This window comes from Bacillus sp. FSL M8-0266 (assembly GCF_038613425.1).
GTDB lineage: Bacteria > Bacillota > Bacilli > Bacillales > Bacillaceae > Bacillus > Bacillus pumilus.
The window spans coordinates 3,347,811-3,369,239 of sequence record NZ_CP152015.1 but is presented as its reverse complement, the minus strand read 5'-3'; the positions used below and the strand labels follow the sequence as shown (position 1 = coordinate 3,369,239).

Here is a 21,429-nt window from a genome sequence, read left to right as displayed (position 1 = left end):
TCTGGTGCTCACGAATATTCAATTCGTTCCGCTCCAGTGCCCGCCCTTTCTGGACTGCAAAGGTTTTCTATCACGCTGAAAGGAAGACAAAGGGCTAAAATAAGATTCATTTTAGCCCTTCGTCAACTATCTAAGAGCGGCTAATCCCGCTCTTTTTATGTGTTTTGTTTAAATGCATCCAGCAGTTTTTCTCCGGAAAGCCCCTCTTTGACGAGGTCTTTAAGTACTTCTTCGGTTTCTGTTCTGTAACGATTTGTAATCATCTTACCATCGAGCAGCACAGAAATGTTTTCTTCTAAAGCAACAATGTTTTTGACTTGGACAGATAGATGAACAGGGCGGTTGTTTTCTTTTGTGATCGTCACAAGAATCTTCACTTCAGTGTGCTGCTGAAAGAGCACCTCAAACACCTGTCTATGTTTCTTTGGAATGAGTGCCTCGATCATCCAGTGATTTTCGCCATCTTCTTTATTAATGATTAAACCATCACGAAGGGGAATGCTGGACATTTTATCTTGCTTTGGATCAAGTTCGATTTTTAAATCAATCAGCCTAAAGGTTTTCATATTTTTCACCTCACAAGCGTTCATTATTCGTAAGTATCATTATAGCATACAACATCTGTATAAATGAAACCGCTGCCTGCTTAAAGCGAGCTGCATATGAGTGAAAGGAGATGTTTTATGGAGTCTTATCAATTGCGAAACATACATATTGGCGAGGAGAAGGCAAAGAGCACAATGCGCGTTTATTCGTGGGGAGACATTCTTTCATTTTGTGATGTGTACATGGAAGAAGGTGAGTCACTCACGTTTCAATACGTCACCGAGGATCAAATGGACTACTTTGAATTTCAATTGTCGATTCATGACGGACAGCTTTGTTTTTATTGGTTTGCGTGGGACGGATCTGATTATATTCACATGCCTTCTAGTAATTGGATTCATTCAGACGTTTTTTATCAATTTATGAAAAATAAGTTTTTCATTAAACAAAACAAGATGATGTATTATACTCAAGCGGTAAAAAGCAGAAATTAAAGAGGTAATAGAGAATTTGAGGGGGGGATTTTGTCATTTTCAGGTTTTGTCACATACAACCTTTCTCGGTAGACTAAGGGCAGTTGAAAGGAAAGGAGGTACGGTCTGAATCAAAAGGTAACGTCTAGCATCTGACAGCCCCCCTCTAGCTAAAGCTGATAGACGCTGCCTTGAGCATAAGAACACTGCGTAATAGAACCATCGCTTCTTTGTATAGGTCATGTGTCCTCTTAAATCCCCTTGTGTGTATCCGGTCATGTAGCGTGGCCGGGTACCCTTTTATTCAATGATAAACCGATCACCTCTTGATGATGGATTTTATCAGCGGTATGATAGCCAAAATGGAGACAAAAAGGAGAGAACGATGACAAACATTCAATTGATTGCAACGGATTTAGACGGAACGTTATTGAATAGTGAGCATAAAGTGAGTCGGGAAAATGAGCAGGCATTAAAGGAAGCAGTGGCGAATGGATTGGAAGTTGTCGTTTCAACAGGAAGAGCGTATTTTGATGTGAGGTCTATTTTTGATGGGCTTGGGATGAATACATGGGTGATTAGTGCCAATGGAGCTGTAATTCATGATCCGGCTGGACAAGTATATCATTCAGCTACTTTACAAGAAGAAAAGGCCAAACGCATATTGAAATGGCTTGAAGAACGTGATTATTATTATGAAGTTTTTACAAACGAAGCCATTTTCACACCGAATCGTGGTAGAGAGCTTCTTGCGATTGAAATGGATCGCTTAAAAAGTGCAAATCCAGAAGCGGACTTGAGTGTTTTAAAACAAGCGGCAGAAGTTCAATACAGTCAGTCGGGTTTTTCTTATATTGATACATATAAAGAGTTGTTTCGTGAGGATCGAAAGCTTTCATTCTACAACATCTTAGGTTTCTCTTTCTTTGAAGACAGATTGAAGGCAGGTTGGAATATGTTTGGTGATGATTCAGATGTCACAATGGTCAGTTCAGCCGATCATAACTTTGAAATTGGTTCAAAGGATGCATCTAAAGGCCAGGCATTAACAAGGCTGGCAGAACGACTTGGTATTCCTTTAAGCCAGACAGCGGCTGTAGGAGACAGTTTAAATGACGAATCGATGCTTCGAGCAGCTGGTGTTGGGGTTGCGATGGGCAATGCGAGACAGGATATGAAAGAAATCGCTGATCATGTCACGTTAACAAATGATGAACATGGTGTGGCGTATATGATTCGGCACCTGTTGAAATAGATGCATCGAATGTCGTTGTATAATCCACATAGGATAAAGCGCATTCTACAAAAGAGGAATTCAGAACTACTTCTATTTACACATGATGTGGAACATCATATAATTTAATGATGAACATAACCCGCTTGTAAGGAAATTAAGGAGAGTAAACGAATGGCGCTGGAATCTTATAAGTCCGAAAATCTGCATTTAATCAAGGAAGCCTTAGATTATACTCAAGTTGGCCTGACGGTTACGGACCCGTCTTTACCTGATAATCCTTTAATATATGTGAACAAGGGCTTTTTAGATATGACAGGCTATCAAGAACCCGAAGTATTGGGGAAGAATTGTCGTTTCCTTCAAGGAAATGAAACAGAGCCAATCTCTCTCCAACAAATTAGAACAGCTATTGAGAACAAAGAGGCTGTCACTGTTCAGCTGAAAAATTATAAAAAATCTGGACAGATGTTTTGGAATGAGTTAAGTGTAGCTCCTCTTTGGATTGACGAAAATGAAGGGAAACGTCTTTATTTCGTTGGTCTGCAAAAAGATGTCACGAAAGAGAAGGAACAGCAGGAGCTTCTTGAGCAATCAATTGATGAAGTGCTGAACATTTCTGTTCCCATTGTTCCTGTGAAAGATGGTATTTCTGTGTTACCGATCATTGGTACGTTAACAGCGCCAAGATTTGACAAGATTATCTCCACAGTCTCCACCTATATCTCTCAATCCAAGGACGATTATTTTATTGTCGATCTGTCTGGTTTATTAGAAGTCGATTCATTTGTGGCAGATGCGATCTTTAAGCTGAATGATTTGATTTTAATGACAGGTACGGAACTCATCGTGACAGGAATTAAACCGAACCTTGCGATGAAAATGGGAGAAATGAGAGAAGACTTCCGTGAATTGAATACGTATATGAACGTGAAATCTGCATTGAAAAAACTGCACATTTAACCTATGTTCATATGAAATGAAAAAAGAGGACTTTTCATCATGTTGAGAAAAGTCCTCTTTTTGCTTGGATTAAGATGATTGAGCGGCGGCACTTAATGTGAATAAATCTTCTAGTTCGTTTGTCGATAGCTCTGTAATCCAGCTTTCACTTTGGATAATTTGATCATTTAACGTTTGCTTTGTTTCGAGCATTTGATCGATTTTTTCCTCGATTGTGCCCGTTGTGATCATCTTATGGACGTGAACAAATCGTTTTTGTCCGATCCGATAAGCACGGTCGGTCGCTTGGTTTTCCACAGCAGGATTCCACCATCTGTCGTAGTGAATGACATGGTTTGCGGCGGTTAGGTTAAGTCCTGTTCCTCCTGCTTTTAAAGAGAGAATTAAGATGTTGAATTCTTTCTTCTGGAAGCGGTCCACCATTTTATCCCGCTCCTGTTTGGACAGACTGCCATTTAAAAATTGAACTGGTTCTCCAAACATCTTTTCCGCCAGCTGCTTGATCATGTTCCCCATTCCAATATACTGCGTAAAGATGAGGCAGCTTTCTCCTTGCTCGTGTATTGCTTTTAACAGCTCTGCGAGTTTATCCATTTTTAATGAACGTTTCAGCAGTTTCACATCGGTTCCACTCTCTTTTAAATAGAGAGCCGGGTGATCGCAAATCTGTTTGAGTCTGCCGAGCATACTTAAAATAATGGCTTTCCGCTGCATTCCTGTTAACGAAGCCATGTGTTCGAATGTATCCTTCACGAGCTGTTCATATAAAGAAGCCTGCTCAGCAGATAGCGGAATGAATTCTTTTTCTTCGAGTTTCTCAGGCAGGTTCAGGGCGACCTCTTCATCTTGCTTTGTTCGTCTTAATAGGAAAGGCTTAATCAGCTGCTGCAGCTGTTCAATTCTTTTTTCATCACGATCTTTTTCAATCGGCAGAACGAATTTCTTATGAAAGCTCGTCAAGCTGCCGAGATATCCTTTGTTGACGAAGTCAAAAATGGACCAAAGCTCTGTCAAACGGTTTTCCATAGGTGTCCCGCTAAGGGCAATGTGATGCTGCCCTTTGAGCTGTCTGATCGCTCTCGATTGTTTCGTATGGGCATTCTTAATGTTTTGGGCTTCGTCTAAACAAATCGTATCCCACTTTGCTGACGTTAATTCATCACGATCAGAATGTGAGAGTCCATAAGACGTCAGGACAATATCTGTTGACTCGTATGCCTTTGTAAAGTGTTCCCCTTGAGGACGCGATGGTCCGTAATGCAAGGCAACATTCAAGTGTGGTGCGAAGATTTCAAGCTCTCGCTGCCAGTTTCCTAAAACAGAGGTCGGAGCAATGATGAGAGATGGAGCGGAATTTTGCTCCTGCTCCTTCAAATATGTGAAATACGCAATCATTTGAATCGTTTTTCCAAGCCCCATATCGTCTGCTAAACAAGCCCCAAATCCATGAGATCTTAAGAATAACAGCCAGTTGACACCATGCTGCTGATACGGCCTGAGTGTGCCTTTGAAGGACTCACTCATTTCGTAGGAAGGCAGCTCATGCGTATCATTTAACTGATGGACAAGCCCTCTTAATTGAGACGAAAGTTCAAATTGAATATGTGCAAATGCTGAGCTGTCTAGCAGCTCTGGAATCGATTCAGAGGATGCTTCTTGATCTGCCAGTTCACGTGACAAAATATCAGACATGTGCAGCCCTTCATTTTCGGCACGCTCCATCCATTTTTTCATTTGCTGTATGAAGGTTGGATCGATTTTGATCCATTGTCCACGAATATTGACAAGGCGCCGTTTACTTTGGACAAGCTCGTTGAACTCATCTTCTGTCAGCTCGATGCCGTTTGTAGCGAAGCGCCAATTAAAGTCCATCAAGGCATCCATTCCGACATGTGACTCGCCTCTTGGGGTAGAGGAAATCCTTGCTTTTAGCATCATGGTGCTTTCTTTGACAATTTGCCACCACGATGGGAGTAGGATCTCAATGCCCATATTCACAAGTGTTTCACTTGCTTCAGATAGAAAGAGCCATGCTTCGTCTTCTGACATGAGCGTGGTGCCAGATGTGAAAGAGAGCCAAGGAACAATTTGACCGAATCGCTCCAGCTCTCTTGAGATTTTATCTTGATACGGATGCCAAGACCTTTTCAATGAACGGATGCCTTCAAAAAAAAGAAGGTCGCTGTTTTTCTTATCACGCAAAAACAATTCGATTTTCCAATCATCTCCGTCGAAATCCGGTTCATTTAAACGCAAGCCGACAGTGAAAGGTGTGTCGTCATCAATCCAGCCAATCGTTTCCAAGAAATCCTGCTCATCTAAAAAATGTCCTTGGAAGGATGAGAGCGCAGGCGATTGTTCTGTCATGCGGTTCCATTTGTGCTGTAAGGCATCATCATATTGAATATAATCCTGTACGGCAAAGGAGAACCACTCAGCCGTATAGCCATCTAATAGTCCTTCTTTGTCTTTAAAACGAAGCACACCTTTTGTCCACGCCTCGTAATCGGGAATGAAATCTTCATCCTCGATGAATTCATAAATGGTGGAGGCTGTCTTCATCAGTGGTTCCGTTTCATCGGTTAGTGTCACATGACTAAAGGTATTAAACGAATTTTTTCCTAGCAGTTCGACGGTCATCCAAGGGCTTAGCAGGAAGGCAGGTGTGCCAATAAAGCTTACATCTTCTAAAAATGTTCCGTAAAAAGACGATTCGTGCCATTGGAAAAGCTGCCTCTTCATTTCATTAAGCGGAACAGGGTGTCCGTCCTCTGCTTGCGCTGAAATGGTGAAAGAGAAATCTTCTGTTTGTTCTGCATGAATGACAATTTGTTTATGGCGTGTCATCAATTAATTTTCCTTTCTTCATTTCCTCTTGGAACGCACGCAGCCGTTTCGTTGAATCCTGTAGCTGCTTTACATATCTTTCCCAAATCGCAGTTTTTTTCGTTTTATGATAAAGCGTGCGCAGTTTTTTTAGCATTTTCACAGATTCTCGATAAGCACTTCGATTCTTTTGATCGAGAAGCTGTGAGATTTCACGGTGATATGATGGAATGAGCGCTTCAGGCTCCTCTTTTGCAATTTGTTTGATCAGATCCTTCTCCAGTTCACTGATGGAGAAACCAACAAGGCTGTGAATCTCAATCCATTCTGCATAACGCTGCTGTGCATATAAGAACTGACTATATTCAGTAAACGCATAGGGCATGCAGATTTGGAGGTAGCGTTCATATAAATGATGATCCTTTGTCTGCTTAAAGTATGCGTCTAAATAGAAGAAGAAATCACTAACGGCTCCTCGTAGTTCTCTGTAGGAAAGGTCGAGCTGGCAATATTCTTCTAAAATATAGGTGATCTCATGATACCAGAGCTTGAGCCGCTTCCAGTCCTTGCGGTTTGTCAGGTCCTTCAGCCAATTGAGCACATTTGGCAGCATATCTGCATTGAGCAGCTTTAATTGTTGAAAAAGGCTATCGTCTTCTTTCATTAAATAATCCATGTGCATCAGTCCGATGGCGCGTTCAACCGTTTGCTCTTGCTGCTGAGCATTCTTTAGTAATTCTGTTTCTTTTTTAACCCATTTCCCTCTATTTAATATGGTGCCCCAAATCTCCATAAAGACCGCTACTCGTTCATGCTGGAAAGGTCCGTTTATTTGAAGAATTGTCCGAACGGCAGTTGGTGTGTTTTCAAGAAACGGATCGAGGGAAAAGGAAAGGGCGTATGTCTTCAAGTGATCCACTGAATCGAAAATGGTGTTCATGAGTTGTTCTACATATGGATTCATGGAATAAAAGTCCTTCTCGGCATCAAGCTGGCCAAGGTCGATTAATTCATGAATCCTTAACCACACATCGATTGACGTATGAATCGCATACAAACTCTTGAATTCAGGAGAATGAGGTGCGTGTTTTTTTAGGATCGATAAATAGCCGTAATACAAATGCTGCGGTGTTTGCTGGTGCTTTGGTGTCCGTTTCAGCCAGAGGTTAAATTCCTCTTGGAAAAAATTCAACCAGCTTTGTAGTGATTGTTCGTCTGGGCGCTTCACTTGGAAGTGCTGACGAATCAATTCTTTGCTGCGCTGTAATTCATCCTTTTCTGACCAATTTTCTGTAAATCCAGTCACACTCTCCACTTGAGCGTATAGCGAAAAGAAGACAGCGAGAATGTGTTTACAAAGTCCATCTGCCGGACATGAGCAGCTGCTTCTCACAGGAAACAGCACATGAAGATGGACTCTTGCTGCCACGACATCATGTACATAAGCTGACCATTCCGTATCAGATTCTTGCTTGAGACGATATACACTGTCCTGTCTATAAGTAATCAATGCTTTTTTGATGAGTTGTTTGTTTTCATCTGTTGCAGGAAGAAGTTCTTTGATCTGTTCGGCTGTTTGTTTGATTTCTTCCTCGTTGATGTTGTGCTGAAGCATTTGATCCGCTCCTAACCAAGTAAAAGATTCCAATTCTTTTATTATAGCTCAATGGTGATTTATAAAAAAGTTTTTCATGAAAATGGTCATAAATTTCAAAAGCTGTCGAATGATGTATTAGAGTATTGCATAAACCAACCATACAACATATAATAATGAAATTAGTGGAATCGAAAGGATACAGACATGGATAATAAGGGTTTGAATCAAGAAGAGTTTTTAAAAATTTTGATGTACGCTCATGATATTGGTGAGAATTCAAATGATGTCACCACAAAAGAAATGCTTGAAAATCTGATTGCTCATATTCGAAATGGTCTTGTTTCATAAAAGTGACCCCCTGCTAGTGATGGCAGGGGGTTTTTGTATGCTTTTATGAATGGAACGAAAGCTCCCGGCATACGATGTCATTACAAGCATAAGGCGTATGGGGAGCTGATGGTGTCATGAATATTGCAATTGCAGGCTGTGGATATGTGGGACTGGTCACAGGTGTGTGTTTAGCGGAGTCAGGGCACAATGTAGCGTGTATTGATATTGACCGGAGAAAGGTCATGCAGCTGAAACAGGGACATCCACCAATGTATGAGCCGGGATTAAAAGAACTGCTGAAGCGCAATCTTGAGCAAGGACGAATTCAATTTCACATAAATGGAGCGGCAGCCTATCCGCGGGCTGATGTGTTAATGATTGCGGTCGGCACCCCGCAGCAGGCAGATGGCCAAGCTGATTTACAATATGTGTTTCAAGCTGCAAAGGAAATGGGCACAAAAGCGAAATCAGGTGCGGTTCTTGTGGTGAAAAGTACGGTGCCTGTTGGAACGGGTGATCAAATCGAACAGATGATTCATCAAGAATTAGGACGGAATGAGCCATTATCGATTGCATCTAACCCAGAGTTTTTACGAGAAGGCTCTGCCATTTCAGATACATTGAGGGCAGATCGGCTTGTCGTTGGGGCTGAAACAAAAGGTGTATTAGATCGGCTCGAGGAGATGTATGCTGATTTCCATTTGCCAGTGGTCAAGACAGACCGAAAAAGTGCAGAAATGATCAAGTATGCATCAAATGCTTTCCTTGCGACCAAAATCAGCTTTATGAATGAGATTGCCTCCATTTGTGAAAAAACAGGTGCTGATGTTGAATGGGTAGCGCAGGGAATGGGGCTCGATCAGCGGATCGGTTCTTCATTTCTCAAGGCGGGGATTGGCTACGGGGGCTCTTGTTTTCCAAAGGATACAAATGCACTTGTCCAAATCGCAGGGCATGTGTCGCATGATTTTGAGCTGCTAAAGGCTGTCATCAAAGTAAACAATGAGCAGCGAGCGGGTTTTATCCGAAGTATTCAAGAGAGACTGGGGGCAAATCTTGAAGGAAAGCGAATTGCACTTCTTGGCCTTGCTTTTAAACCGAATACAGACGATATGAGGGAGGCGCCGTCGGTTCCAATCGCTCATGAACTCCATCAATTAGGCGCGGAGCTTGTGGCGTATGATCCTGTTGCCGCACGCCATGCCGCTCGTGAGCTACCTGAAAAAGTCGTGTTTGCTCATACGATTGAAGAAGCGATAAAGGATGTCCATGCAGCTTGTATATTAACAGAGTGGACAGAGATTCAGACGTTTCCGCTCACGTCCTATAAGGAATGGATGAGACAGCCGCTTATTTTCGATGGGCGAAACTGCCATACGCTTGAAGCGGCAGAACAAGCAGGAGTCGAATATCATTCGATTGGGCGCAGACCGGTTTCTCCAATCTATATGTAAAAGAAAACCGATAACAGGTCATGTTATCGGTTTCAGCGTGTAGACAAACCCTCGCATTCGCCCGCAGGTCTGCGCGCTGGTGCTCACGAATGTTCAATTCGCTCCGCAAAAGTAGCTGCCCTTCCTAGACTGCAAAGGTTTTCTATCACGCTGAAAAGAAGACAAAGGGCTAAAATCAAGATCATTTTAGCCCTTTGTCAACAATCTAAAACCGATAACAGGTCATGTTATCGGTTTTTTTAATGCGGCAGGATGAATCCGCCATATAAAAAGGCAGCCACAATGAGAAAGGCGGGGTGCATTTTGAATTTAGTCATAAAGAAAAAGGAGATCGCGGCAATGGCGAGCGACTGCGCCCAGCCAATGGCTTTTACTGCATCTCCTCCGATTTCCCATGTTAATAAAAGCATCATCATCGCAATGACAGGCTGGACGGATAAGGTCATGCCTTTGACGACAGGGGATTGACGAAAGCGGTCAATCAGCTTGAGCAATAAAATCAATCCAATGGCTGATGGCAGTACAGTTGCAAGCAGTGCCACAATAAAGCCTGGCCAGCCCATGACGTCATAGCCGACATATGCCGCGATTTTCGTCGCAATTGGTCCTGGCAGTGCATTGGCTAAAGCAAGCATATTGGAAAATCCTTCGTTTGTCATCCAATGAAAATGGTTGACGATTTCTTCATAATTCAGCGGAATTGATGCAGGTCCTCCGCCATATCCTAATAGATTGGACAAGAAGAATGCCCAGAATAAAAAGAGAATCAGCATCATGAAGACACTCCTTTCTCTTTATTTGGTCGGTTCCAGCGTTGTTTCAGTTTGAAATGAAAAGCGCCATAGCATAAAAAGATGATAACAATGATTCCTGGATGAATGGACAGCACCTGCAGCCCGATAAAGGCCACAAGGAACAGAGCGATCCCGAAGATCATTCCGAAGCCTTTCAGCGTTTTTTGTCCAAACTCGTATGCCATGATCCCGAGCAGCACGGCAATGACTGGTGTCACGACGCCAATCATATTTTGAATGATTTGTGAGGAGCTTAAGACGCTGACAAGTGTGACGAGTGCCACCATGGCGAGACATGTCGGTAAAATATGGGCAACTGTTGAGACAATTGCGCCGGATACGCCCTTCAATCGATAGCCGAGATATGCTGACATTTTGGTCGCGATCGGACCTGGTAATGCGTTGGCGATGGCGAGTGTTTCTCCAAATTCGTCATCATTGATCCATTGATATTTCACTACCGCTTCATGGCGAATGAGTGGTATGACGGAAGGACCTCCGCCAAAACCGAGAATACCGGTTCGCACCATAGCGATGATGAGTTCGATATATGATTGCAAGTGCTTCAACTCCTGTCTACAATTTCATGCCCATTCGGCTTTTGTATCGTTTAATGAGCATTTGGCAGTCCACACTCACGACGCCTTCTAGCGGGTACAGTTTTTTTGTCAAGAATGTCTCCATTTCCTGTTCATTTTGAAAAATGCCATGCATATGTAGCTTGCTTGGCCCTGTCATGTGATAAAGGCTTGTGACAGCTGTTTCCTGCTCAAGCTGAAGGGCGACGGCTTCTAAAAATTTCGGCTCAACCTCTACATTAAAGAAGACAGAAACATGAATGCCGATCTTAGCAGGATTGATGACCGTTGTGAATCGTTCGATGACACCTGCTTCAATTAGCTGCTGAATACGGGCTTGCACAGCAACACGTGAAAGACCGACTTGTTTCCCGAGATCTGTATAGGACATACGCCCGTCCTCATGTAATAGGGATAAAATTTGTTTATCTCGTTCGTCTAATGTTAGGTTCGGAATGCTATAGTCGTTTGCCACCGTATGACCACCTTTCTTTTGTTGATATTTTAACATATTTTATTACGAATAGAATGAGCGAATCTCAATTGTATAACGAAATGAAATATAATGAGGTGATAAGTGTTCTTTTTGCATAAAAATACACCCCGGAAGCCGGGGTGTATTTATTTTATTGATCTGGGCTGCTTTCTGCACTGGCAATTTGCTGTGCGAGGTCAGCTCGATCAATGTCTGCTTGGAAGAATTCCTGCGTATTTGGCAGATGTAAATTCATATGACGTTTTTGAGAAATTCGGATGGTCACTTGATCAACGGTGTAATCAAATACGTGTCCGCCGACACTTCGATCGTCATCAATGAAATGAAGATGGTATCCACTCACCGCAATGCCATGTGCGTACTGTGGTGTACGGAAACCGGCGATCGTTCCTTGAATATCCTCGAAATCGAAGATGGGCTGTGACTTGACAGCTTCCACCATCGGAACGTAAGGTTTTTCCTGTTTTTCAACTGTACGGGTTTGAACCTTTTTGAATGATCCATCAATGCGGATTGCATAAAACACATTCTTACTCGGTAAAATGCGGTCGATTTCTTCTTCTAGCTCTTTGCTCGTCATGGGTGCATCAATTCGATGAACGATATCTGTTTCAAAGAATGCTAGAGAGCAGAAGGGTGAATAATCTTGATCTGTTACCGGTGTCGCTGTTCCATCTGAGCGCAGTCGATAAAATGCGCCGTCAAAGCCGATCAGCTCTCCATCTAATTGATTGAATGTACCAATGCCGAAATCACCGTGCTCGGGAATTTGTGAAAGGGAGAAATCTCCATCATATACGGCTTCCAGCAAAGAGGTCATCGTCGATACTTGATAGACCTCTTGCTGTTTGTCATGTTGTCTTGTGTCGCTTTGTTGATTCATTGGGTGCATCATACCCATATCCGCTCACTCCTTTGGTGTAATGTATGGACATCTTATCAGACGTTCAATGTGTGTTTTTCACGAAAGACTTCTGGCCATTTTTGACTGGCGAGGTCTGGGTTGTCTTGATAGTCAATCGGAATATCAATAATAACGGGTCCTTCTATGTTTATACCCTTTTGGAGGACAGTTGAAAGCTCTTCAGGTGAGTTAACCCGTAATCCAGTCGCTCCAAAGCTTTCCGCATATTTCACTAAGTCGATCTGTCCGAATTCAACGCAGGATGTGCGGTCATATTTCATTTCCTGCTGAAATGCCACCATGTCGTATGTGCTGTCATTCCAAACAAGGTGAACAAGATTTGTTTTCATGCGGACGGCTGTTTCTAGCTCCATTGCAGAGAAGAGAAAACCGCCATCACCAGAGACCGAAATGATCTTTTCATCTGGATTCAATATGGAAGCCGCAATGGCCCATGGTAATGCGACGCCTAATGTTTGCATTCCGTTGCTCACGAGGAATGTGTTCGGCTCATAGACGCGGAAGTGACGCGACATCCAAATCGCGTGAGACCCGATATCACATGTGACCTTCGTGTCATCAGGAATCAGGCGTCTTAATGTATGAATGACATCCAGCGGGTGAGATAGATGACTTTCTCTTTCTGGTGCTTTTTCAATGTCGCTTAACAGCTCCTGCAATTCAGTGACGAATTCAATTTGTTCTTTGCATAGAGAAAGTGGAACACTGTCATGGGCTAAATGTTTAACGGTTTCAGCTATATTGCCAACAAGCTCAAGCGCCGGCTCATAAAAATGGTCAATATCTGCCTGGATGTCATCGACATGGATGATCTGTCGCTGCTTCGGCTGAATATTCCAATGCTTCGGATCGTATTCAATTGGATCAAAGCCGATGGTTAAAAGGACATCTGCTTGTTCAATGAGAAGATCCCCCGGCTGATTTCGGAATAAACCGATTCTGCCTACATATTGAGACTCAAGCTCTCTTGAGAGAACGCCGGCTCCTTGGTACGTTTCGACAAATGGAATTCCAAGTGTTTTCAATAATGTTCTTGTAGCCTTTGCAGCAGCTGGACGACTTGCTTTCATTCCCACAATGGCAACAGGTAAGTGTGCATTTTGAATTTTGGCGATAGCCGAGCTGATGAGAGCATCCGGTGCAGGACCTAGTTCTGGAGAAGGGTGAGCAGACACTGGTATTTGTGTGGTGTGTTCGGTCACGACATCTTGTGGAAAGCTGATAAATGCTGCTCCAGCCTGCCCCTTTTGTGCCGCGCGAAAAGCATTTGTTAAGGCTTCGGGTATATTATGAACGTCTTGTACTTCAACACTGTATTTTGTGACTGGTTTGAATAATGCCGCATTGTCGAGTGATTGATGTGTTCGTTTCAGCCGATCCGCACGAATGACGTTTCCAGCGATTGCGACAACAGGATCACCTTCTGTATTGGCTGTTAATAGACCTGTTGCTAAATTAGATGCGCCAGGACCTGATGTGACGAGACAAACACCTGGTTTGCCGGTTAAGCGGCCGACAGCAGCTGCCATAAAGGCGGCATTTTGTTCGTGTCTGCATAGGACAAGCTCTGGACCTCTGTCTTTTAATACATCAAATACGGCGTCAATTTTGGCACCTGGAATTGCAAAAACATGGGTCACACCTTGAGCAATCAGCGTATCAACAATCAATTCTGCTCCTCGTCTTGTTAGGGGTTGTGCTTGAGAATTCATTTACCCCGCACTCCTTTCGGCAAGTAAAATTTTTTATGAAAATATATTTTCATGATATGATTTACTATACATTTCAAAATGGAAAATTTCCAATATCTGTTTAACGTGGTTTTAATATGTTTCACGAATAAGTGTGCGAGGGGTGAAAGGATGGAACTGAGACATTTGCAATACTTTGTCACAGTAGCAGAGGAGCTGCATTTTGGCAGAGCAGCCGCACGATTGAATATGACACAGCCTCCACTTAGTCAGCAAATTAAGCAATTTGAAGAAGAATTGGGGTTTCCTTTGTTTCACCGGTCGAAGCGAGTGGTGGAGCTAACAGCTGCTGGAAAGGTCTTTTTACATGAGGTGCGGGGTGTGCTGCATCAGCTTGATAAAGCCGTTGATCATGCCCGGCATACAGCAAGAGGAGAGCTGGGAAAAATCATCATAGGGTTTGTTGGAACAGCGACGTATGATATTCTGCCGCCAGTTGTACGCGAATTCAGAGAGCTGTATCCCTCTGTCAGTATTGAGCTGGAGCAGCTTTCTGTTCCGCAGCAGCTAGGAGCGCTTTTAAATGGGGAGATTGATATCGGTTTTTTACATCCTACATCTCCTCATGAAGAACTGGTCAGCCGTTTGATGAAGCAAAGTGAATGTATTTTTGCGATTCCGAAAAATCATCCGCTGGCGAAAAAAGAGGCGGTCACGATCGAAGATATTCGTCATGAGCCGATTATTTCTTTATCACAGGAATCATGGCCGTCCCTTTATCAACACTTTGTCCTGCTATGTGAAAAGTACGGGTTTTCTCCTAATATTGTGCAGGAAGCGGCGGAATATCAAATGGTGATTGGCCTAGTCACAGCTGGTGTCGGTATCGCAGTTATTCCAAAATCAGCCCGGCGTTTATTTAATCTAGATGTTGTGTATCGGTCCATGGAAGGTGAACAGCTTCTGGCAGAATGGACGATTTCCTATAGACGAGAAAATCATAATCCGGCTTTATTTCATCTTGTCCACCATATCCTGCATCGCACCGAGCCTGAATCAGAGGCATAGAAAAAGAGGTATGGTATGATGTCGATACACCAAAAGGAGGCGTGTCTGAATTGATTACGTTGCAAATGGATCAGCTATCAAGAAAAGAAGCATATAAATTATTATCGGGTTCTATTGTTCCACGACCGATTGCGTTTATTACAAGTCTGTCTAAAGACGATGTTGTCAATGCCGCACCATTTAGTTTCTTTAATGTCATCAGCGGACACCCGCCGCTCCTCGCAGTTTCTATCGGACGACGCGAAGGTCAGATGAAAGACACAGCGCAGCATATGATTGACAGAGGAGAATTTGTAGTCCATGTGAGTGATGAAGCGATAATAGAAGATATTAATGAAACAGCTGCTACGCTGCCACAGGATGAGAGTGAGCTGGATCGAACCGGTCTTCATCAAGTAAAGAGTCATGTCGTGTCAGTGCCGGGCATTCAGGAAGCGCGTATTCGCTTTGAATGTCAGCTTGAAAAGCATCTTACCTTTCAAAATGATGAAGGGGAGATCACGGTCGATCATATCATTGGCCGGGTTGTGTGTGCGCATTTAGATGAGGCTGTTTATGATGCGGAAAAAGGATATGTTTCGACTCATGAACTAAAGCCAGTCGCACGTTTAGCGGGAAATGATTATGCCCATTTAGGGACGTCATTTGTGCTAAAAAGACCAGAATGAAATGAAAAGAAGACAAAGGACTAAAGCCCTTTGTCAATAATCTGTACCCCCGAGGGAAATCGGGGGTTTTGTGTTTATTTTTTCTGTTCTAGTTTCAGTGGAGCTGCGATGTTCTTTTCTACTTTCTTCCCTTTTAAGACGTCGCTTGCAGCGCCGACTGCCAGTTTCCCGATCAGCTCTGGCTGCTGGGCGACTGTTGCGGATAGTTTTCCTGCTTTGATTGAGTTGAGAGCATCTTCATTTCCGTCAAAGCCAACGACGAGAATATCTTTTCCAGAGCTTTGAATCGCCTCTAAAGCGCCAAGTGCCATTTCATCATTGTGGGCAAAAACGGCTTTGATGTCAGGGTTTCCTTGAAGGAGGTTTTCCATGACGTTCAATCCTTTTGTTCGGTCGAAGTCAGCCGCTTGTTTTGCAGTCACTTTTAGATCTTTATCTGCTATTTGATGGAATCCTTTTCCGCGCTCACGTGTAGCGGAAGCGCCTGGTACACCTTCTAATTCAGCGACTTTTGCTCCTTTACCAACCTTGTCGATAATAAAGTTAGCTGCCATTTCGCCGCCTTTGACGTTATCTGAAGCAACCAGTGCTTCTACTTTTCCGCTTTCAGCTGAGCGGTCTAATGTGATGACAGGAATATCAGAAGCATTCGCTGATTCAACAGCAGTCGATATAGCAGACGAATCAGCTGGGTTGATGAGTAATGCGTCGACCCCTTGCTGAATTAAATCTTCTACGTCACTTGTTTGTTTCGCTGAATCATTTTGTGCATCTGCAATGACGACTTCGATGCCAAGCTTTTTCGCTTCTTTCGTCACCCCGTTTTTGAGAGAAACGAAGAATGGGTTGTTTAAAGTTGAGATCGAGAGACCGATTTTGATGTCTTTTTTCTTCCCATCTTTTGTTGATTTGGCCCACTCTGGCGGTTCTAGCGAGCAGGCAGAAAGCATGAATAATGAGAGAGTCAGAATGAGAATGAGATATTTTTTCATAGCAGCTGCCTCCTTAAGCAGATTTCTTTCTGTCTAGTAGGACTGCAATCAAGATGACAATCCCTTTCACAACAGATTGATAGAATGATGATACACCAAGTAAGTTCATACCGTTGTTCAGGACACCGATGATGAGCACCCCGATCAGTGTGCCGACAATTCGTCCTCTTCCGCCAGACAGGCTTGTCCCGCCAAGTACAACAGCAGCAATCGCATCAAGCTCATAGGACGTACCAGCTGTTGGCTGAGCTGAGTTTAGGCGAGAGGTTAAAATGGCACCTGCTAAAGCAGACATGAAACCTGCCAATGAATAAATCATAATTTTTACGCGTGGTACTTTGATTCCTGAAATGAACGCAGCTTTTTCATTTCCGCCGATGGCATACGTTCTTCTGCCGAAAGGAGTTTTATGAAGAAGCACCCAAAGTACGATAAAGGTGAGAAGCATCGTGATCGCTGGAACAGGAATGCCTAAGAAATACCCGCGGCCGAATAACTGAAAGGCATAGTTAGAACCGAGTCCTGTAATCGGGTTTCCATCTGTATAAACAAGTGTTAACCCTCTGAAAATCGTCATCGTGGCAAGTGTTGCGATAAAAGGAGCCATTTTTCCTTTTGTGATTAAAAGACCGTTGACCATCCCAAGAATAGCGCCGATGATACAGCCAACGATAATAGCTAAAATCGGGTCCATACCAGACACGATAAATCCGGCAGTCAGTGCACTAGAAAGTGCTAAAATGGCCCCGACAGACAAATCAATTCCTCCGGTTAAAATAACAAACGTCATACCAAAGGCAATGAGGGCATTAATGGAGATTTGTCTCAGTAAGTTTAAGATGTTTAATGGCTCTAAAAAGGCCGGGTTTAAAATAGAAACAATGGCAACAAGGATGATGAGCCCTAAGAATGGCCCAAGCTTTTGCATGATGTTGTCAAATCGTCCATTTGAAGTAAGTGGTTTCATGTTACTTCCCTCCTGTAGCTAGTGTCATAATTCGTTCTTGTGTTGCGTCTGCTTTATTTAATTCGCCGCTGATGGTTCCTTCATGAATGACAAGCACTCGATCGCTCATCCCTAGAACTTCTGGGAGCTCAGAGGAGACCATTAAAATGGCGACACCTCGATCAGTCAGTTCATTCATTAACTGGTAGATTTCTCGTTTCGCTCCGACGTCGACACCTCTTGTCGGTTCATCTAAAATCAAGACCTTTGGCTGGATGCCGATCCATTTGGCGATGACGACTTTTTGCTGATTTCCACCAGAGAGACTTCGAGCAGAGATTTCAGAGGAAGCCGTTTTAATCGTCAATCTTTTGATGAGCAGGTCAACAAAATCCTGTTCGTTTTTCTTATCGATCAGTCCTTTTGGAGAGAAGCTTTCTAAGTTTGGCAGACCAATGTTTTCTCGAATGGATGCATCCAGCATAAGTCCTTCATCTTTGCGATCCTCTGTGATAAAGCCGATGCCAAGCTTGACGGCATCACTTGGTTTTTTAATGATAGCCTTTTTTCCATGAACCCAGATTTCACCTTGATCAAGAGGATCAAGACCAAACAGCGATCGCATCATTTCGGTCCTGCCAGCGCCCATTAAGCCTGCAACACCGACGATTTCTCCAGCTTTAACGGAGAAATTGATATCTTGAAATTGTCCTTTTCTTGTCGCTTGCTTCACCTCAAGGATAGTATCTCCTAGAGAAGGCGTTCTCTCAGGGTATCGATCTGTTAATTCGCGGCCGACCATTTTTTTGACCACCTCATGGAAATTCGTTTCAGGTATGGCTTTCGTATCGACCGTTTTCCCATCGCGCATGATGGTAATCCGGTCACAAATCGCAAAGATTTCCTCCATACGGTGAGAAATATAGACGATGGATACGCCTTCCTTTTTGAGAGATTCAATGACCTGAAAGAGCTTTTCAATCTCACGGTCCGTTAGAGCTGCTGTTGGCTCATCCATGATGATGACCTTCGCTTCCGTCATTAATGCCTTTGCAATCTCAATCATCTGTTTTTGTCCAACAGAGCAGCTGCCTGCCTCTTGATCAAGCGAGAGGTTCACAGACAATCGGTCCAGCTGGCTTTGGGCAAGAACCTTCATTTTCTTTGTGTCTAGCAATCCAAATTTCGTATTGATTTCTTTCCCGATGAATAGGTTTTCCAAGACGGTCATATCTGGCCATATGTTGAGCTCTTGATGAATAAAGGCGATACCGTGTTGTTCCGCTTCCTTCGGATTTTTGAAAGCGGTTTCTTTCCCGTCGATATGAATCGTTCCCTGGTCTAATGAATAAAGACCTGTGAGCAGGTTCATTAAAGTTGATTTTCCTGCGCCATTTTCACCCATGAGCGCGTGAACCTCACCTGTGACGAGGTCAAAGGAGACCCCGGAAAGAACGGTGTTTTTTCCAAAGGCCTTATGGATGTTATGCATCTCAATGTTCATATCTGGCTCCTCCTTTTAAAAGATGACACCGGCATGAAGAATGCAGTTTGCGTATGGGGTGGCTTCACCCGTGCGAATGACTGCTTTTGCCTGTTTGGTCATGTCTTTGAACGTCTCGTGGTCTACATCATGTAATGGGTGTGAGAACGCTTTCTTTAGAAATAGATGATCTCGCTCATTGGCTTCTTTGATTTCACTAGCTACAGTAATGTGTTCAACCGCCATTTCTTGAAGAAGGAGGGAGGTGACCTCCTGAAAGGACGGTGTGCCGATTGATAGTGCCAGGTCGATTTTGACTGGACCTTCTGGAATAGGCAGGCCGCAGTCTGCGATGACGATTGTATCTGTATGACCAAGGTCAGCAAGTACCTTGGCGATATGACTATTTAAGATGCCGTTTTTTTTCATTTTTTTCTCTCCAGTTCTTCTCTTGTTGGCATGCCGCCTTGTGCACCGAACTTGGTGACAGACATTGATGCTGCAAGGTTAGCGAATGCAAGTGCGTCATAGAGAGAGTTGCCTTCTGTTAAGGCGACAGCCAAGGCTCCGTTAAAGGTATCGCCTGCTCCTGTTGTATCAACTGCTTCGACTGGAAAGCCTGGGACGAGCACTTCTTTCAATCCGTCAAAATATCGAACCCCATTTTTCCCTTCTGTAATCAGTAATTTGTTAGGGTATTGACGCAAGGCGTCTTCAATTGGGAGTCCATTAAACATGAGAACAGCCTCGTGCTCATTCGGTGTAATATAGGCAGCCTGGTCTAAAACTTGCTGCGATACTTTGCGGGCAGGTGCAGGGTTTAAAATCACAGGGATTTCTTTTTCACTGCAAATGGCGCAGACAGCTTCGACCGTTTCTTCAGGTATTTCCTGCTGAATGAGCACTATTCCAATATCATCTATTGTAGAAAGTGCTTCTCTCACATAGTCAGGAGTGACCTCGTCATTTGCCCCTTTGACCACGACAATGCTGTTATCACCTTCTGCTAAAATGATATGAGCCGTGCCGCTTTCCATTTCGGTAACCGGTTTCATATATGAGGTGCGGACCCCTTGATCTTGTAGATTGCTGAGAATATCTTGACCATAAGCGTCATCACCGACTCGGCCGACCATGTATACATCAGCACCGAGTCTGGCACTGGCGACTGCTTGATTGGCGCCTTTTCCGCCTGGGACGGTTTTAAATGATTCGCCTAACACTGTTTCACCGGCATTTGGTCGTTTATTCGAAGTGACGACTAAATCCATTGAACAGCTTCCTACTACGACAATATGACTCATTGTGAATCCACCTTTCTTGTGGTCTCTCGTTCAATAAAAGAGACGGGCATTTGGATAACTGGTTGATCTATAGGTTGTTTCTGAATCGCTTTGATTAACAGCTGTGCCGCTTCTTTTCCCATCTCATAGGCAGGCTGCCTAATCGTCGATAGGGAAGGGAAGAGCAGCTCGCTTTGCGGAATATCATCAAACCCAATGATTTGAACATCCTCTGGAACGGCTTTTCCGATCCGAAGTGCTTCGTGAATGACCGCTGTTGCGACGATGTCGTTACTGGCAATGATGCCATCTGTTTCAGGGTACAGCTGGAAAAGAGCCTTGGCACTCTTACGGGCTTCTTGAAAAGAAAATGAAGCATTAGACATCACATGGAAGTCGACACCCTTTTCGGTCAGTACATCGAGTGCACCCTTGAATCTCTGCCTCGCTGTTTGAAGGTGGGCAGGTCCTTTCAGCAGTGTGATCTGCCGGCTGCCGCGCCTGATTAATTCCATTGCAGCCATTTTCCCGCCAGCTGCAGTATCTGCAGATACAGAAGGTGCATGTGGAACGGTTCGATCTAAGAACACAACCGGCAATTCATCATCATTGTATATATCTGATTCAGGTTCGTTTGTGACAGCGATGACACCGACTACTTGATTTTGTTTAAATGTTTGTAAATAAGCCAATTCCTTTTCTCGATCTTCATCACTGTTTCCGAATAATAACCGAAAACCTTGCGCATGAATCTCATCCTCTACGCCTCTAGCAAGCTGAGGAAAGAAGGGGTTTGTGATATCAGGCAAGATCAAACCGATTAAGCGGGATTCTCTTTTGAAAAGGGATCTAGCCACTTCATTGGGAAAGTAGTTCAGCTCCTGCATCGCTTGTGTCACGCGGATTTTCGTATCTGAATGGACATACCCAGTATCGTTCAATACGCGTGAAACAGTGGCAACAGACACTTGTGCAGCTTTTGCAACATCTTTAATTGTAGCCAATGGAGTGCCTCCCTTCGTGAATGTGTAACCGTTTACACAAATAGATTATCATGAAAGCTTTTAAATGACAATCTTAAA

The 21,429-nt window shown here is 43.6% G+C and carries 21 protein-coding genes; 7 read left to right on the top strand and 14 right to left on the bottom strand.

Going from position 1 to position 21,429, the window contains the following annotated elements; genetic code table 11:
- Positions 1-155: 155 nt before the first annotated feature.
- Positions 156-566: a YwpF-like family protein gene (locus tag MKY83_RS17360; protein ID WP_003215215.1), complete on the bottom strand. Its 411-nt coding sequence runs from the start codon at positions 564-566 to the stop codon at positions 156-158.
- A gap of 117 nt (positions 567-683) precedes the next feature.
- Here MKY83_RS17360 and MKY83_RS17355 point away from each other — a divergent pair, with 117 nt between their 5' ends.
- From MKY83_RS17355 to MKY83_RS17345, 3 genes are all read left to right on the top strand, one after another.
- A complete protein-coding gene (locus tag MKY83_RS17355; RefSeq protein WP_065097885.1) occupies positions 684-1,040 on the top strand; it encodes a hypothetical protein in 357 nt (118 codons plus the stop codon).
- Between the two features lie 373 nt (positions 1,041-1,413).
- On the top strand, positions 1,414-2,274 hold the full coding sequence (locus MKY83_RS17350) for a Cof-type HAD-IIB family hydrolase (RefSeq protein WP_044140369.1): 861 nt from the start codon (positions 1,414-1,416) through the stop codon (positions 2,272-2,274).
- A gap of 153 nt (positions 2,275-2,427) precedes the next feature.
- Complete coding sequence (locus MKY83_RS17345) at positions 2,428-3,216, top strand: STAS domain-containing protein (protein WP_106066110.1); 789 nt, start codon at positions 2,428-2,430, stop codon at positions 3,214-3,216.
- A 69-nt stretch (positions 3,217-3,285) separates the two neighbouring features.
- Here MKY83_RS17345 and MKY83_RS17340 read toward each other — a convergent pair whose 3' ends face one another.
- Both MKY83_RS17340 and MKY83_RS17335 read right to left on the bottom strand, forming a co-directional pair.
- A complete protein-coding gene (locus MKY83_RS17340; protein ID WP_342487521.1) occupies positions 3,286-6,063 on the bottom strand; it encodes a DEAD/DEAH box helicase in 2,778 nt (925 codons plus the stop codon).
- The gene (locus MKY83_RS17335; RefSeq protein ID WP_113767787.1) at positions 6,050-7,657 is read right to left on the bottom strand and encodes an SWIM zinc finger family protein; all 1,608 of its coding nucleotides are present in this window, start codon (positions 7,655-7,657) and stop codon (positions 6,050-6,052) included. Before MKY83_RS17335 ends, MKY83_RS17340 begins: the two co-directional genes overlap by 14 nt.
- 186 nt (positions 7,658-7,843) lie before the next feature.
- Here MKY83_RS17335 and MKY83_RS17330 point away from each other — a divergent pair, with 186 nt between their 5' ends.
- Complete coding sequence (locus MKY83_RS17330; protein ID WP_003214884.1) at positions 7,844-7,987, top strand: hypothetical protein; 144 nt, start codon at positions 7,844-7,846, stop codon at positions 7,985-7,987.
- Positions 7,988-8,103: 116 nt separating this feature from the next.
- The gene (locus tag MKY83_RS17325; RefSeq protein WP_106067018.1) at positions 8,104-9,423 is read left to right on the top strand and encodes a UDP-glucose/GDP-mannose dehydrogenase family protein; all 1,320 of its coding nucleotides are present in this window, start codon (positions 8,104-8,106) and stop codon (positions 9,421-9,423) included.
- A gap of 239 nt (positions 9,424-9,662) precedes the next feature.
- Here the strand turns inward: MKY83_RS17325 and MKY83_RS17320 are convergent, their stop codons facing one another.
- The 5 genes from MKY83_RS17320 to alsS all read right to left on the bottom strand — a co-directional run bounded on the left by MKY83_RS17320 (position 9,663) and on the right by alsS (position 13,928).
- On the bottom strand, positions 9,663-10,196 hold the full coding sequence (locus MKY83_RS17320) for a chromate transporter (RefSeq protein ID WP_106067059.1): 534 nt from the start codon (positions 10,194-10,196) through the stop codon (positions 9,663-9,665).
- Entirely contained in the window at positions 10,196-10,786 is a 591-nt protein-coding gene (locus MKY83_RS17315; protein WP_192878362.1) for a chromate transporter, read from the bottom strand. Before MKY83_RS17315 ends, MKY83_RS17320 begins: the two co-directional genes overlap by 1 nt.
- 7 nt (positions 10,787-10,793) lie before the next feature.
- Positions 10,794-11,270, bottom strand: a complete 477-nt coding sequence (locus MKY83_RS17310) for an Lrp/AsnC family transcriptional regulator (protein ID WP_044140105.1) — start codon at positions 11,268-11,270, stop codon at positions 10,794-10,796.
- 151 nt (positions 11,271-11,421) lie between these two features.
- On the bottom strand, positions 11,422-12,192 hold the full coding sequence (gene budA, locus MKY83_RS17305) for an acetolactate decarboxylase (protein ID WP_319610148.1): 771 nt from the start codon (positions 12,190-12,192) through the stop codon (positions 11,422-11,424).
- A gap of 38 nt (positions 12,193-12,230) precedes the next feature.
- Complete coding sequence (gene alsS, locus MKY83_RS17300; RefSeq protein WP_065097892.1) at positions 12,231-13,928, bottom strand: acetolactate synthase AlsS; 1,698 nt, start codon at positions 13,926-13,928, stop codon at positions 12,231-12,233.
- Positions 13,929-14,078: 150 nt separating this feature from the next.
- On the opposite strand from alsS, the gene alsR reads away from it, so the two are divergent.
- Both alsR and MKY83_RS17290 read left to right on the top strand, forming a co-directional pair.
- Entirely contained in the window at positions 14,079-14,975 is an 897-nt protein-coding gene (gene alsR, locus MKY83_RS17295) for an acetoin biosynthesis transcriptional regulator AlsR (RefSeq protein ID WP_342487520.1), read from the top strand.
- Positions 14,976-15,025: 50 nt separating this feature from the next.
- Positions 15,026-15,643, top strand: coding sequence for a flavin reductase family protein (locus MKY83_RS17290; protein ID WP_003214878.1), 618 nt, complete (start codon positions 15,026-15,028; stop codon positions 15,641-15,643).
- Positions 15,644-15,717: 74 nt separating this feature from the next.
- Here MKY83_RS17290 and rbsB read toward each other — a convergent pair whose 3' ends face one another.
- From rbsB to MKY83_RS17260, 6 genes are read right to left on the bottom strand one after another with little or no spacing between them, the layout of a single operon-like run.
- Positions 15,718-16,635 (bottom strand): ribose ABC transporter substrate-binding protein RbsB, encoded by a 918-nt coding sequence (rbsB, locus tag MKY83_RS17285; protein WP_012011498.1) that lies wholly within the window; start codon positions 16,633-16,635, stop codon positions 15,718-15,720.
- A 13-nt stretch (positions 16,636-16,648) separates the two neighbouring features.
- A complete protein-coding gene (rbsC, locus tag MKY83_RS17280) occupies positions 16,649-17,602 on the bottom strand; it encodes a ribose ABC transporter permease RbsC (protein ID WP_044140093.1) in 954 nt (317 codons plus the stop codon).
- A gap of 1 nt (position 17,603) precedes the next feature.
- A complete protein-coding gene (locus tag MKY83_RS17275; protein WP_106067022.1) occupies positions 17,604-19,085 on the bottom strand; it encodes a sugar ABC transporter ATP-binding protein in 1,482 nt (493 codons plus the stop codon).
- A 15-nt stretch (positions 19,086-19,100) separates the two neighbouring features.
- Positions 19,101-19,493, bottom strand: a complete 393-nt coding sequence (gene rbsD / locus MKY83_RS17270; RefSeq protein WP_065097896.1) for a D-ribose pyranase — start codon at positions 19,491-19,493, stop codon at positions 19,101-19,103.
- The gene (gene rbsK / locus MKY83_RS17265; RefSeq protein WP_106067023.1) at positions 19,490-20,368 is read right to left on the bottom strand and encodes a ribokinase; all 879 of its coding nucleotides are present in this window, start codon (positions 20,366-20,368) and stop codon (positions 19,490-19,492) included. Before rbsK ends, rbsD begins: the two co-directional genes overlap by 4 nt.
- Positions 20,365-21,351, bottom strand: a complete 987-nt coding sequence (locus MKY83_RS17260) for a LacI family DNA-binding transcriptional regulator (protein ID WP_044140089.1) — start codon at positions 21,349-21,351, stop codon at positions 20,365-20,367. The genes rbsK and MKY83_RS17260 overlap by 4 nt, the downstream gene beginning before the upstream one ends.
- Between the last annotated feature and the right edge of the window lie 78 nt (positions 21,352-21,429).

Excerpts from the sequence above, each read along its gene's own strand:
- MKY83_RS17360 (WP_003215215.1), bottom strand. The coding sequence starts at position 566 with ATGAAAACCTTTAGGCTGATTGATTTAAAAATCGAACTTGATCCAAAG.
- MKY83_RS17355 (WP_065097885.1), top strand. The coding sequence starts at position 684 with ATGGAGTCTTATCAATTGCGAAACATACATATTGGCGAGGAGAAGGCA.
- MKY83_RS17345 (WP_106066110.1), top strand. The coding sequence starts at position 2,428 with ATGGCGCTGGAATCTTATAAGTCCGAAAATCTGCATTTAATCAAGGAA.
- MKY83_RS17340 (WP_342487521.1), bottom strand. The coding sequence starts at position 6,063 with ATGACACGCCATAAACAAATTGTCATTCATGCAGAACAAACAGAAGAT.
- MKY83_RS17335 (WP_113767787.1), bottom strand. The coding sequence starts at position 7,657 with ATGCTTCAGCACAACATCAACGAGGAAGAAATCAAACAAACAGCCGAA.
- MKY83_RS17330 (WP_003214884.1), top strand. The coding sequence starts at position 7,844 with ATGGATAATAAGGGTTTGAATCAAGAAGAGTTTTTAAAAATTTTGATG.
- MKY83_RS17325 (WP_106067018.1), top strand. The coding sequence starts at position 8,104 with ATGAATATTGCAATTGCAGGCTGTGGATATGTGGGACTGGTCACAGGT.
- MKY83_RS17320 (WP_106067059.1), bottom strand. The coding sequence starts at position 10,196 with ATGCTGATTCTCTTTTTATTCTGGGCATTCTTCTTGTCCAATCTATTA.
- budA (WP_319610148.1), bottom strand. The coding sequence starts at position 12,192 with ATGGGTATGATGCACCCAATGAATCAACAAAGCGACACAAGACAACAT.
- alsS (WP_065097892.1), bottom strand. The coding sequence starts at position 13,928 with ATGAATTCTCAAGCACAACCCCTAACAAGACGAGGAGCAGAATTGATT.
- alsR (WP_342487520.1), top strand. The coding sequence starts at position 14,079 with ATGGAACTGAGACATTTGCAATACTTTGTCACAGTAGCAGAGGAGCTG.
- rbsB (WP_012011498.1), bottom strand. The coding sequence starts at position 16,635 with ATGAAAAAATATCTCATTCTCATTCTGACTCTCTCATTATTCATGCTT.
- rbsC (WP_044140093.1), bottom strand. The coding sequence starts at position 17,602 with ATGAAACCACTTACTTCAAATGGACGATTTGACAACATCATGCAAAAG.
- MKY83_RS17275 (WP_106067022.1), bottom strand. The coding sequence starts at position 19,085 with ATGAACATTGAGATGCATAACATCCATAAGGCCTTTGGAAAAAACACC.
- rbsD (WP_065097896.1), bottom strand. The coding sequence starts at position 19,493 with ATGAAAAAAAACGGCATCTTAAATAGTCATATCGCCAAGGTACTTGCT.
- rbsK (WP_106067023.1), bottom strand. The coding sequence starts at position 20,368 with ATGAGTCATATTGTCGTAGTAGGAAGCTGTTCAATGGATTTAGTCGTC.